The sequence below is a fragment of the Hymenobacter sp. CRA2 genome, from assembly GCF_002007105.1.
Classification (GTDB): Bacteria; Bacteroidota; Bacteroidia; order Cytophagales; family Hymenobacteraceae; genus Solirubrum.
Genome location: NZ_MVBC01000006.1, coordinates 113,275 through 126,060, shown reverse-complemented (window position 1 = coordinate 126,060; position 12,786 = coordinate 113,275). Strand labels below are relative to the sequence as shown.

Below are 12,786 nucleotides of genomic sequence, written 5' to 3'. Positions count from 1 at the left end.
GCTGCCGAAGCGGCCCTCCCCTCTGTTTCTATGCCCCGCCCCCTCGACGTTGCCCCAGCGCCCGCGCCGGTATTTTTCTTTCAGACCACGCTCAGCCTCGAGCCCATCATTGCGTGGTGGCAGGCCCGCCTCGACGATGCCAACCCCGGCATTGCTCTGGTAGCGCGCGGCATTATGCGCAAGGTGGAGCAGGCGCCCGAGCTGCGCGGCCCCCTCACCGATACCAGCGTCCTCGACGCCCACCAGCAACTGGTGCAGGCCCTGATGCTGGCCGTGTTTCCGCCGGCCTCCTTCGCCACCGACATCATCGGGGCCATTCCGCCCTTTCAGCGCTACAGCTTCTACCACACGCCCCGCTTTGCCGAAGTGCTGCTGGCGCCCGACAAGCGCGTGAAGCAGCCGTTGAACATCGACGCGGCCACCATGGAGCGCCACATGGTGCACATGGTGTACGCCCAGATCATGGAGAAGCTGTACGGCCAGGACATGCCCGACCACTACGGCAGCATCATCTTCACCGTGCCCGACTACAACATCGGCCTGTACCGGCACTACAGCGTGGCTTTCAACTCGGCGTTTCTCGATGTGAAGCTCGTCGGGCCGAAGCCGGAGCTGGCCGACGAAAACCTGGAGCGCCTACGCCGCAACCCCCACGACGTGGCCCTGTGGCGCGAGCTGCTGCCGCCCGATAATTTCGCCCTGGAAGGCTTCAACATCCTGCAGCTTACTGACGTAACGGAGCAGGAAATCCTCTCGGAGCTGAAGTACGACCTGCTGGAGCGCGACGTGCTGCAGGCCTCCGACCGGCTCGAGCAGATTCAGGAAAAGCTGCGCGTGCTCTTCGGCCGGCCCTTCCTGCAGCTCGGCATTGCCGCCTACGACGAGAAGAAAAAGGCCTTCGTGGACTTTGGCCGCAAGATCAACCACTCGTTTCTGATGAAGCAGTTGCAGCGCCAGGACGCCAATTCGGGCTTCCGGCGCGTGTACGCCCAGGTGACGCAGGAGCGCCGCCCGCTGGTGCTGGAGGACGTGGCCACGGCCGATATTCCGGAGGACTTGCGTGAGCAGCTCACCAGCATCGGCATCCGCTCGGCCATTCTGGCGCTGCTGCCTTACGGCGACGATGCGGTGGGCCTGCTGGAGCTGGGCTCGCCCAACGCCGCCGACCTGGACGAGTTTGCCCTGGACAAAGTCACGGCCTTTCTGCCGCTCTTTGCCGTGGCCGTAAAGCGCAACGCCGAGGAAATCCAGACCCGCGTGCAGGCCATCGTGAAGGAGAAGTTTACCGCCATTCACCCCAGCATGGAGTGGCGCTTCACCGACGCGGCCCTGAACCTGCTGGAGAAAATCGACGAGGGCAACAAAAACGCGGAAATGGAGCCCATCGTGTTCCAGGACGTGTACCCGCTCTACGGCTCCTCCGACGTGCGCGGCTCCAGCACGGCCCGCAACGAGGCCATTCAGGGCGACCTGATCGAGCACCTGACCTTGGCTAACCGCGTGCTCAAGAAAGCCACCGAGTTTCAGGCCCTGCCCATCCTGGACGAGCTGAAGTTCTACGTCACCAAGAACCTGAAGCGCCTGCGCCAGGGCATTCTTTCGGGCGACGAGGTAAGCATTCTGGAATCCATCAAGTCGGAGGTGGAGCCGCTGTTTGAGTACCTGGCGCAGCACACGCCCGAGCTACGCGCCATCATCGGCGAGTACTGGTCGAACATCGACCCCGAACTGGGCATTCTCTACAAGCGCCGTAAGGCCTTCGAGCAGAGCATCACCCAGCTCAACGATGCGGTGAGCGACTACCTCGACGAGGAGGACCGCCGCGCCCAAAAGATGTTTCCGCACTACTTCCAGCGCTTTAAAACCGATGGCGTGGAGTACAATATCTACGTGGGCGCTTCGCTGGTGCACGACAAGCCCTTCGACCTGATCTTCCTCAAGAACCTGCGGCTGTGGCAGTTGCTGGTGAGTTGCGAAATCACCCGACTCACGCACCGGCTCAAGCCCACGCTGCCCGTGCCGCTGGATACCACCCAGCTGGTGCTCATCCACAGCCAGGCCCTGAGCATCCGCTTCCGCATGGACGAGCGGCAGTTCGACGTGGATGGCGCCTACAATATCCGCTACGAAATCATCAAGAAGCGCGTGGACAAGGCCACCGTGGCGGGCACCGGCGAGCGGCTGACGCAGCCCGGCTGCATCGCGCTAGTGTACGCCCAGGCCCGCGAAGCCGCCGAGTACCGCGAGTACGTGGACTACTTGCAGGACCGCGGCCTGCTGGAGCCCGGCGTGGAGGAGCTGGAACTAGAAGAGCTGCAAGGCGTGAAGGGCCTGCAGGCCATCCGCGTACGGGTGAAGCTGAGCTAACAGTAACGCATCCCGGCCTGTCAAGCGTAGCTGCGCTCGACAGGCTGGGCGCTTATAATCACTTTTTTACCACTTGTCCCATGCGCTGCAGCCGGCGCTGCACGGCAGCCTGTACCAGTACCACCCACGCTACAGCGGCCGCAAAGCCAGCCAGCACATCGGTGGCGTAGTGCACGTGCAGGTAGATACGCGTCAGGCCGACGAACACGGCCCAGAGCACCAGCAATATGGCCCAGATAGGGTGCCGGCCGTAGCGCCACAGCTGCCAGGCCAGCATGCCATACAGCGCCAGCCCAACCATAGAATGGCCGCTGGGAAAGCTCAGCCCCGGCTGGTAAATCAGTGCAGTGAGCGGCCGCACCCGCCCGAAAAAGTGCTTCAGCAGCTGATTCAGCAGCGAGGCACCGGCAATGGCGGCAAACAGCTCCACGGCCTCGCGGCGCCGCTTCAGCCACCACAGCAGCGGCGGAGCGGCCAAGCCCACGATGACAAACCAGAGCGCCGAGCCGAAAAACGTCACGCGTAGGGCCCAGGCGGTAAGGCCGGGCACAGAGGCACGTAGCCGATCCATGGCATCGAAGGCGGCCTGATCGAAGTGCTCCGGGCCGCGGTAGAACACTAGCCGGGTGATGTACAGAAACGCCAGAAACGCGCCCACGAAGGCCACGCCCATTGCGGCCAGCTCGGCAGAGAGTTGCCCGGTCAGGCGCACAAGAAAGCGAGGCAGACGGTTCATAACAAGCCTTTGCTTACGGCCGAAAGCCCGCGGCGGTGGCGGCAGGTACGGCGTGGGAAACGCTAAAAAACACGAGAGCCGGTTCCTTTCGGAACCGGCTCTCGGTTTGTGCGGTCGGAGAGACTCGAACTCTCACACCTTTCGGAACTGCCGCCTGAAGACAGCGCGTCTACCAATTTCGCCACAACCGCAGCTTTTAAAACTCGCCGCTGTTGGTAGGTCAGCGGCGAATTGTGATACAAAAGTAGAGGGCCTTGGGGTTGTTGTCAAGAGCCTACGCAAAAGATTTTCTTAACAAAAGCTTTGCCCACTGATAATCAGGCGCAAAAATTTCACTCCGTGGGCAACATGGTATTGGACTTAGCGCCCCGCGCCCGCTGTTTGATGAGGCGTTCCATCCGGTTTAGCAACGGAATAGCCACCAGCAGCCATAGCACGCCGGCCGCAAAGCCGGCCAGCACGTCGGAGGCGTAGTGCACGCGCAGGTACACCCGCGTCAGGCCAATCATCAGGATAAGGGCGGTCAGGAGTACCGTCAGCAGCCAACGTAGCGACTTATTGGTCACGTGCTGCCAGGTAAGGTAGATGAGCAGGCCGTAGAACGAGGCCGAAATCATGGCGTGGCCGCTCGGGAAGCTCAGGCCCGATGCCGATGTAAGCGGCAGCATTGGGCGCGGGCGGTTGTAAAATTGCTTCAGCAGCAGATTCAGCGTGATGCTGCCCAGGGCCACCACGGGCACTTTGAGCGAGTACCAGCGGTGCTTGCGCAGCACCAGGAAGTAGCCGATAACGGCCAGCGCAGCCACGATGATGAAGTTGCGCGAGGCCAGGAAAGTGATGAAGTCAACCCAGTGGCGGTTGGCGTCGCCAAGAAACCAGTGCGACCAGGTGAAGGCGCCCTCGTCGAAATCCAGTTGCCCGTCGCCGAGCACCTGCCGGCCCAGCAGCAGGAAGATGACCACGCCCGCCGTACCGATGGCCAGAATCAGAGCAAATTCGGTGACGAACAGGAGGATTCCGGCGAACAGGCGACGAAAAGAGGTGGTCATGCGGCGCAGAAAACGGGTAACTGCGTAGAACAACGCAAACCGCCGGGCGAAGGATACTCTGCGCCGCCGGCCGTAGGTTGCGCCGCCTAGCCCGCTCTGTCATGCCCACGCCCAACTTTGACCGCGTCGCCCGCTTCTACGACCCGTTGGCCGGCCTGGTCTTCGGGCCGCTGCTGCTGCGGGCCCAGCGCGCGGCGCTGCAAGCGGGCCTTGCTCAGGCACAGCCGGCACCGCGCGTATTGTTTATCGGGGGCGGCACGGGGCGGGTACTGCCCGATTTGTTTGCTCACCAGCCCGCGGCGCAGGTAGTCTATCTGGAAGCCTCGGCCCGCATGCTGGCTCAGGCGGCCAGCTTAATTCAGGAGCAGTTGCCCGCAGTAGCCGACCAGATCAGCCTGCGCCACGGCACCGAAACCGTGCTGCAGCCCGCGGAGCAGTTTGACGTCGTGGTGGCCTTCTTCCTCTTCGATCTGTTTCCCGACGTGGAGCTGGCCGCCTTGGTGCAACGGCTACACCAGCACACCCACACCAGCACCCGCTGGCTAGTGGCGGATTTTGCACCGCCACACCGGGGCTGGCAGCGCGGCCTGCAGTGGCTGATGTACCGCTTTTTCGGGCTAACGTCGGCCGTGCCGGGGAGGCAGTTGCCCGATATTGCCGGCGTGCTGGGCCGCTTGGGGCTGCAGCGCCACTGGCAGCAGCAGTGGGCCGATGGCCTGGTGGAGGCGGCGGTGTGGAAGTAGTCGTGCTGCTCCAGGGGCTTTCCAGCGCCGTTGCCACAATCCCTGCGCGGCACTTTGGCAAGCTAACGGGCGGGAAGCAACGCGGTGCACCGTTTCGGTGTCTGCTGGCGGGCGCGTACTTTCGGGCGTCCCCTACTCTACCCTATGCTCCATTCTTCTGCTGCCCGGCTGCTGCTGGGCCTGGGTTTGCTGACCGCGCCGCTGCTAAGCCAGGCGCAGCAGGCCGCTCCCGTCCAATACCGCATCAGCTTTCCCAACGCCGCGCACCACGAGGCGCAAGTGGTGGCCACCTTCGCGCAGGTGCCGGCTGGCCGACCGCTGCAGGTGCGCATGGCCCGCTCCTCGCCCGGCCGCTACGCCCTGCACGAATTCGCCAAGAACGTGTACGACGTGCAGGCCACCGACGCGCAGGGCAAAGCGCTGCCGCTCAGCCACCCCGACCCCTACGGCTGGGACGTGACGCCCGGTCCCGACGGCACCGTGCGCTTCAGCTACACCGTATTCGGCGACCGGACCGATGGCACCTACCTCGGCATCGACGCGCAACACGCGCACCTGAACATCCCGGCCACCTTTGCCTATGCCCGTGGGCTCGATCAGCGCCCCGTGGAAGTGCGCTTCGACCTGCCGGCTGGCTGGAACGTGGCCTCGCAGTTGCAGCCCGGCGGCGAGGTGTGGCGCGCCCCGCACTTCCAGTACTTTATGGACTCACCCACTTCCCTCGGCGCCCACCAGGTGCGCAGCTGGCAGGAAGACGGCCGCACCATCGAAATGCAGGTGCTACACCCCGGCACCGCGGCCGACCTGGACCGCTACGCCGAGCTGACCAAGGGCGTGGTGCGCGAGGCCCGGGCCGTGTTCGGCGAGCTACCGCAGTACGATTTCGGCCGCTACACCTTCGTGGCCGACTACCTGCCCCAGGCCAGCGGCGACGGCATGGAGCACCGCAACTCCACCTCGGTGACCAACGCGCGCCCCATCAGCGGGCCGGGCGCGCTGGACAACCTCGGCACGGTGTCGCACGAGTTTTTCCACAGCTGGAACGTGGAACGCATCCGCCCGCGCGACCTGGAGCCCTTCGACTTCGAGCGGGCCAACATGAGCGACATGCTCTGGTTTGCAGAGGGCTTCACGCAGTATTACGGCGAGCTACTGCTGCGCCGCTCGGGCGCATACCCCACCGATAAGCAGTACTGCGACGAAGCCCTGAACGGCCTCGTCAACTCCATGCAGGTGCCCGGCGCCCAGCGCTACGGGGCCATTTACATGAGCCAGCAGGCGCCGTTTGTGGACGCGGCCCGCTCCATCGACCCCAGCAACCGCGCCAACACGTACCAGTCGTACTACTTTGTGGGCGGGGCCAATGCCCTGGCGCTGGATCTGCTGCTGCGCCAGCGCTACAAAACCGACCTCGACACCTACATGCGCGCCGTGTGGCAGCAACACGGCAAGCCGCAGAAAGACTATGCGCCCGAGCGGCCCTACACCGTGCCCGAGCTACAGCGCCTGTTGGGTCAGGTAAGCGGCGACACGGCCTTTGCCGGGCAGTTTTTCCGCCAGCACATCTACCGCGCTACCCCGCACGATTACGCCGCCCTACTGGCCCCGGCCGGCCTGCTGGTGCGCCCCGCCCGCCCCGACGTACCCACGTTTGGCGCTCCGGGTCAGGTGGCTTTCACCAATAAACGCTACGTCATCAGCTACGGCACGCTCGTCGGCTCGCCGCTCTACCAGGTCGGCCTCGACCGCGACGACGAAATCCTGCGCTTCGACGGCAAAGAGCTGAAAAGCGAGAAGGACCTGCCCAAGCTGCTTAAGAAGCACAAGGTGGGTGATACCGTACCGGTGGAATTCCGCTCGCGCGGGCAGGTGCGCACCGTGCAGGTGCCGCTGACCGCCTCTACCTCGCTGGCCGTAGTGCCCGCCGAACAGGCCACTCCTGAACAGCTAGCCTTCCGGGCGGCCTGGCTGGGCGCGAAAGCGAAGTAACGTAGCGGGTGCGCAGCGTTGCCGAGCCAGCAGACTGTCATGTCTCGACAAGCTCGACATGACAGTCTGCTGGGAAGTTCATTGTTGAACATCTTGGCAAAGGCCGTCATGTCGAGCGCAGTCGAGACGTCTCGCCGGATAGTAATTCCCTCGTTGAACGAAGAGGTTACTATCGGCCGTCAGCACGCGAGATGTCTCGACAAGCTCGACATGACGAACCTTTTCCGAGTCGTTCAACCAAGCACGCGAGATGTCCTGACTACGCTCAGCATGACGTGCGGGAGTCTTTGCATTTCTGATTCTCTTCTTCCTGAAAGCCCAGAAAGCCGGACCTCACCGTCCGGCTTTTTCGTACTTGCAGCTTTCGTTTCCAGCAATGCCTCCACCTGACCGCCGCCTTTGGCTGCTGTACGCCATCATCCTGCTCGACGTCATCGTGGGCTCGGCCATCGGCCCCATCGTGCCGGAGTTTGTGCGCGGGCTGCCGCGGCCGCAGCTGTGGCTGGCGCTGGGCACGGGGTTGTTTTTGGGCGTGCAGCTGTTTGCCGCGCCGTTGTTGGGCAAGCTTTCGGACGGCTACGGCCGACGGCCCATTCTAGTGCTTTCGGCGGTGGGCACGCTACTGGCCAACGCCCTGCTGCTGCCGGTGCGCGCCGGCCTGTACTTCGCCAACCGCGGCAGCGACGGACTTACCAACGGCATGTACAGCGCCGTGCGCTCGGCCATTACCGATGTATCGCCGCCGGAGCGGCTGTTTCGCAACCTGGGCATCGAAGGGGCCATTATTTCGCTGGGCTTCGTCATCGGGCCGATGGTGAGCGGGCTGCTGCTTACGCTCGGGCACGTACCTACGGGGCTGCAGGCCCGCTACGTGGTAGGGCTGGCTATAGCGCTGGCGGCCGCTAACGTGGCCCTGAGCCTGCTGCTGCGCGAAACGCACGCGCAGCGTACCGGCCTCAGTCGGCTGGAGCTGCGCCAAACGCTCACCGAAGCCGTGAACGTGGCCGGGCTGTGGCGCCGGCTGCGGGCCAAGGGCCGGCAGCACCCGGGCCTGCTACCGCTGGTGCTGACGCAGGCGCTGTTCACGCTCAGCATCGGGTACTATTTCTATTTCGTGCCTTTCGCCAGCCTCGGCGAGCTGCGCATGGATGCCCGCGCCATTTCCTTCTTCTTCATGTTTTTTGGGGCGCTCAGCGTAGCCATCAACTACCTCTTCTTCACCTACCTGGCCGACCGCATTCCACAGCGGCAAGTCATCGGGTGGCTGGCGCTGCTGGGCACGCCGGTGCTGGCTGGCTACGGGCTGGTGGGCAGTTCGCGCGTGGCGCTGTACGCGCTGGTAGCCGTTGATTGCCTCACGCTCTCGCTGATTCAGGGCCTCATTGAGGGCTTGCTGGCGCAGCGCACGTCGGAGGAAGACCGCGGCGAGATATTCGGGCTGAACCAGGCGGTGCAGGGCCTGGCCAGCTTTGCTTCCACGCTGGTGTGCGGCATCTTATCGGTGGTGGATCTGCGCCTGCCGTGGGCGTGGTTTGCGCTGTGCCTGGCGGGCGTGGCGTACGCGTGCTTTTACTACCTGCGCATTGAGCAGCCCGCTGCTACGGCCGACTTACCCGAAGCGGCCTAAAAAAACAAAGCCCCGCGAAGCTGCTTTGCGGGGCTTTGTTCACATGCGGGTTCTCAGCGGCGACGGTCACCAAACAGGCGCAGCAGGTAGAGGAACAGGTTTACAAAGTCCAGGTACAGCGTGAGGGCACCCCATACAGCGGCTTTACGGTCCAGGTCTTCGTCTTCCAGGCCCACGAAGGCGAGGCTTTTCACTTTCTGCGTGTCGTAGGCGGTGAGGGCTACGAACAGCAGTACGCCGACGAAGGAAGTAATCCAGTAGAGCAGGCCGCTTTGCAGGAAGATGTTTACCACCGAGGCAATGACCAAACCGATCAGGCCCATCAGCAGCAGGTTGCCCCAACTGCTCAGGTCGGTGCGGGTGAAGTAGCCGTAGAGGCTCATCACCCCGAAGGTGCCGGCCGTCACGAAAAAGGTGGAGGCAATGCTGTCGGCGCGGTACACCATGAAGATGAAGCCGAGCGTGAGGCCGCTGATAACGGAGTACGCCACGAACGTACCCACGACCTGATTGGCCGACATTTTGGCCAGCCGTGCCCCGATGTAACCGACGAGCAGCATTTGCAGAATCAGCAGGCCGAAAAACACCAGCCGGTTGCCAATCACGAAGCGTTGGAGCACGTCGGAAGCGCCGACCATCATGGCCATGCCCCCGCTCATGGCCAGCGCGCCGGCCATCCAGCCGTAGACCTGCGTCATGAAGCGTGTTTGAATAGCGGCGGCCTCTTCGGCCGTCAGCACGATGCGCTGAGCTTGCGGCTCAGAGGTTTGTTCGGGCATCAGGTTTTCCATTGCGAAACGGTGGGACTAGAAGGGTGAGCAGGAGGAAAGAGCGAAACTGTGGGTAAAATACTGGTTTGCAGGCAATAAATATAGCACCTCGGCAATACTCTTAGCGCAGTAGACGCAAGCCCAGCCAACCGACCAGCGCCAGCCCGCCCAAAGCCATAATCCAGATGCCGTGCACGCGGTCCTGAGCGGAAAAGGTGTGTAACTCGCGGCCATCGGGCTGGGTGGAAGTGGCCGAGTACAGGTGCCAGCCGACCAAGATGCCGAAAGCTCCGCCCAGCACCGCCGACACGTAACCGGCAATGATCCAACCGGGGCGGCTTTTTTCGGGCTGGGGTAGCGGCTGCACCCGCTGCTGATGCTGCTGTAGCTGCTGCAGGGCCTGCACGTCGGGCTCGTGGCCGCGGCGGCGCAGCAGCAGTTCGGCCAGCAGCACGTCGTAGCGGCTCCAGTCGGCGTGGTGAGTGAGCACGTCCATCAGTTCCTGGTCCGTGAAGCTGAACAGGTAGTAGCTGGGGTCGGCCTGCTCGATGAGCTGGCGGTTTTCCTCGTCCTGCAAGGCGTTGACGCGGTCGACGTCGGCGGGCTGCAGGCGCACTTCGTACACGTAATGCACCGTGTTGAAGGACAGGTTGGGGTCGACGTTGGGCGCTACCCGGCTGGTTTCGAAGGGAATGTCGTGTTCTTCGAGCAGGCCTAGCAGGTGCGTGGCGGCGTCGGCGCTGGGGAACTGCTGGTAGCGGACAAAAGCAACTGGGGGCATACGGCACGCGGATTTTGTTTATTCGCGGCGAACAAGATAGGCACCGGGGCGTTTCAAGTCCGCCCCCTGGCTTGTCCTTTATCCTCTATATGGCTTCTTCCCGCCGCGTGCGCAACGAGCAGTTGCCGACCATTCGCCCCACCTACCCCGGCAACCTGATGATTGGCAACGAGTTTGCCAACGTGGACGAACAACTCTACGAGCCGAGCTTCAGCAACGTGCTGCGCTGGAAGGTGCTGACCAAGAACCCGCAGGCCGAAGCCAAAAAGCAGGACACCTGGGCCCCACAGGTGCAGCCCTGCGCCGACGTCCTGCGGCAGCGCCCGGAGGCCACGCTGATCTGGCTGGGCCACGCCTCCTTCTGGCTGCGCTGGGGCGGCAAAACCCTGCTTTTCGACCCGCTGCTCTTCGATTTGCCCCTGATCAAGCGGCGCCACCCCCTGCCCTGCGCGCCGCAGGACCTCACCGGCATCGACTACCTGCTGCTTTCCCACGGCCACCGCGACCACCTCGACGACGACTCTATCCGGCTGCTGGCCCGCCAGAACCCCGCCATGCAGGTGCTCGGGCCGCTGCGCGTAGCCGGGCTGCTTCGGCGTACGGCCGGCACGCTGCCGCCCACGCAGGAAGCCGGCTGGTGGCAGCAGTTTGACCTCGGCCCCGACGCGGCGCTGGAAATCTTCTACCTGCCCGCTGCCCACTGGCACCGCCGTGGCCTCAACGACCTGAACACCGTGCTCTGGGGCTCTTTCCTGCTGCGCGAAAAGGCCTCGGGCCGCACCCTCTACTTCTGCGGCGACTCCGCCGACGGCCCCCACTTCTACCAGATTGAGGAGCAGTTCGGCCCCCTGGACGTGGCGTTGCTGCCCATCGGGGCCTACAAGCCGGCTTTCATGATGCAGCGCAGCCACATGAACCCCAACGAAGCGGCCAAAATCAGCAACCAGCTCCGCGCTGGCCACTTCATCCCGATGCACTACGGCACTTACGACCTCAGCGACGAGCCGGCCTCCGAGCCGCTGCGCACCCTGGAGCAAATTGCCGGGGAAGGCTGGCTGAACGCGCAGCTGCACGCCCCCGCCGTGGGCGAGCCGCTGGATTTGGCGGCTATGGAGTAGAGCAGACGGTTCACCCCGCTGTCATTGCGAGGCGTAGCCGAAGCAATCGGTCCTGGCCAATGTGCTAGCCCTAACAGAAGCACCGCCCGAAACCAGCGTCTGCAGTTTCGGGCGGTGCTTCTGTTATCAGGTGTTACGTGCTTCACCGTTGTGCCACGAGAGGAAGGATTGGCTACGCCTTCCTGCGGTTGCCGCGCTTCGCTCGCAATGACAGCGGAATAAGCCGGCTAAAACTGCATGATCTTACCGCGGTTGTCCCAATGGCTGGATTTCACTTCCAGGCTATCGGGTACGCGCTTGATGGTGCGGGTGTACCGCTCGCCAGCAATGCTACCGTCGGGGCGGCGCTTGCCGAAGAACAGCGTCACGGGCTCACCGTGTTCGTTGGTCAGGAAGGTGATGTCGTAGCCCTTGAATACGTCGTCGATGCGCGTTTTGGGCTCGTAGGTCTTGCTCAGCTTCTTGTCGAGCTCAGGGTGCAGAGGCATGGCTAAAGGAGCGTTTGGTGCTTGCCTGCACGTACGTACCTCCCGCCGTCGTGTTAAGGCCGAGCCCGCTGCCACCGCGGCTACGACAACGGCTGCGGCGCCGCTCCGCCCGTAGCTCCGCCGGTGCCTGCGGGCCGGGTGCGGTCCTGCGGCAAGGGCACAAACTCGTGGTTATCACATTGGGCGGCAGCTCGATGCGTCCGGCCTGCCAGTCGGCCTTGGCCTGCTCGATACGCTCCTTGCGCGACGACACGAAATTCCACCAGATAAACCGCTCACCCAGCGGCTCGCCGCCCAGCAGCATCAGCGTGCTGGCCTCCCGGGCCATGATGACGGGGTCGATACCGGGCGTAAACACCAGCAGCTGGCCGGCCGTGTAGAAGCGCCCGCCGACTTCCACCGCGCCCTTGGCCACGTAGGCGCCGCGTTCCTGGTGGCCGCGCGGCAGCCCAAAGCGGGCACCCGGCTGCAGCACCACGTGCAGGTAGAACAGCGGCGAGTGAGTGCGGACGTCGTTGCCGAGGCCGAATGCGTTGCCGGCAATCAGGCGCATCCACACGCCGGTATCGGTGAAGACGGGCAGTTCGTGGGGCTGGTAGTTGGCAAAGCTCGGCGCGTCTTCCTCGTGCGCTTCGGGCAGGGCCACCCAGGTCTGAATCATTTCCAGCTGCCCGCCGGCCAGCGCGGCCGGGTCCTCGAAGCGCTCCGAGTGCGCGATGCCGCGGCCGGCCGTCATCCAGTTTACCTCCCCGGGCCGAATGATCTGCTCCACGCCGAGGCTGTCGCGGTGCGTGACTTGCCCGCCAAACAGGTAGCTCACCGTGGACAGCCCGATGTGCGGGTGCGGCAGCACGTCGAGGTCAGGCATTTGGGCCGGGGCCACGTCCACGGGGCCGGCGTGGTCCATGAACACGAAGGGGCCCACCATGCGCCGCTGCCGAAAGGGCAGAATGCGCCGCACGTCGAAACCCGGGCCGATACTGGCGGGGCGCGCATCGATGACGATATCCAGCATGGAAAAGTATTTTTAGGGGTACAGCGCCGGCAAGGTAGCGGACGCGGCGGTTTTGGCCGCAGCAGCCGGCCTCGGCTGCTTCCGGTTATCTTTGCGCCCTACT

The 12,786-nt window shown here is 63.9% G+C and carries 10 protein-coding genes, 1 tRNA gene and 1 pseudogene; 5 read left to right on the top strand and 7 right to left on the bottom strand.

Going from position 1 to position 12,786, the window contains the following annotated elements:
- The first annotated feature begins 30 nt into the window (after nt 1–30).
- The gene (locus tag B0919_RS11440; protein WP_078012389.1) at nt 31–2,367 is read left to right on the top strand and encodes a hypothetical protein; all 2,337 of its coding nucleotides are present in this window, start codon (nt 31–33) and stop codon (nt 2,365–2,367) included.
- A gap of 58 nt (nt 2,368–2,425) precedes the next feature.
- Here B0919_RS11440 and B0919_RS11435 read toward each other — a convergent pair whose 3' ends face one another.
- The 3 genes from B0919_RS11435 to B0919_RS11425 all read right to left on the bottom strand — a co-directional run bounded on the left by B0919_RS11435 (nt 2,426) and on the right by B0919_RS11425 (nt 4,152).
- Entirely contained in the window at nt 2,426–3,103 is a 678-nt protein-coding gene (locus tag B0919_RS11435; protein WP_078012388.1) for a phosphatase PAP2 family protein, read from the bottom strand.
- Nucleotides 3,104–3,212: 109 nt separating this feature from the next.
- Nucleotides 3,213–3,294, bottom strand: a tRNA-Leu gene (locus B0919_RS11430).
- A gap of 141 nt (nt 3,295–3,435) precedes the next feature.
- Nucleotides 3,436–4,152 carry a phosphatase PAP2 family protein gene (locus B0919_RS11425; RefSeq protein WP_078012387.1) on the bottom strand — a complete coding sequence of 239 codons (717 nt, stop codon included), beginning with the start codon at nt 4,150–4,152 and terminating at the stop codon, nt 3,436–3,438.
- Between the two features lie 101 nt (nt 4,153–4,253).
- On the opposite strand from B0919_RS11425, the gene B0919_RS11420 reads away from it, so the two are divergent.
- From B0919_RS11420 to B0919_RS11410, 3 genes are all read left to right on the top strand, one after another.
- A complete protein-coding gene (locus B0919_RS11420) occupies nt 4,254–4,895 on the top strand; it encodes a class I SAM-dependent methyltransferase (RefSeq protein ID WP_078012386.1) in 642 nt (213 codons plus the stop codon).
- Between the two features lie 144 nt (nt 4,896–5,039).
- Complete coding sequence (locus B0919_RS11415; protein WP_078012385.1) at nt 5,040–6,884, top strand: M61 family metallopeptidase; 1,845 nt, start codon at nt 5,040–5,042, stop codon at nt 6,882–6,884.
- Nucleotides 6,885–7,260: 376 nt separating this feature from the next.
- On the top strand, nt 7,261–8,511 hold the full coding sequence (locus B0919_RS11410) for an MFS transporter (protein ID WP_078012384.1): 1,251 nt from the start codon (nt 7,261–7,263) through the stop codon (nt 8,509–8,511).
- Between the two features lie 53 nt (nt 8,512–8,564).
- Here B0919_RS11410 and B0919_RS11405 read toward each other — a convergent pair whose 3' ends face one another.
- Together B0919_RS11405 and B0919_RS11400 are read right to left on the bottom strand one after the other, a co-directional pair.
- Nucleotides 8,565–9,302 (bottom strand): Bax inhibitor-1/YccA family protein, encoded by a 738-nt coding sequence (locus B0919_RS11405; RefSeq protein WP_254846554.1) that lies wholly within the window; start codon nt 9,300–9,302, stop codon nt 8,565–8,567.
- A 100-nt stretch (nt 9,303–9,402) separates the two neighbouring features.
- A complete protein-coding gene (locus tag B0919_RS11400) occupies nt 9,403–10,062 on the bottom strand; it encodes a hypothetical protein (protein WP_078012383.1) in 660 nt (219 codons plus the stop codon).
- 89 nt (nt 10,063–10,151) lie between these two features.
- On the opposite strand from B0919_RS11400, the gene B0919_RS11395 reads away from it, so the two are divergent.
- Complete coding sequence (locus tag B0919_RS11395; RefSeq protein WP_078012382.1) at nt 10,152–11,180, top strand: MBL fold metallo-hydrolase; 1,029 nt, start codon at nt 10,152–10,154, stop codon at nt 11,178–11,180.
- A gap of 227 nt (nt 11,181–11,407) precedes the next feature.
- Here the strand turns inward: B0919_RS11395 and B0919_RS11390 are convergent, their stop codons facing one another.
- Both B0919_RS11390 and B0919_RS11385 read right to left on the bottom strand, forming a co-directional pair.
- Nucleotides 11,408–11,668, bottom strand: coding sequence for a hypothetical protein (locus tag B0919_RS11390; RefSeq protein WP_078012381.1), 261 nt, complete (start codon nt 11,666–11,668; stop codon nt 11,408–11,410).
- 80 nt (nt 11,669–11,748) lie between these two features.
- Nucleotides 11,749–12,683 (bottom strand): annotated as a pseudogene (locus tag B0919_RS11385) (pirin family protein).
- Nucleotides 12,684–12,786: the final 103 nt, after the last annotated feature.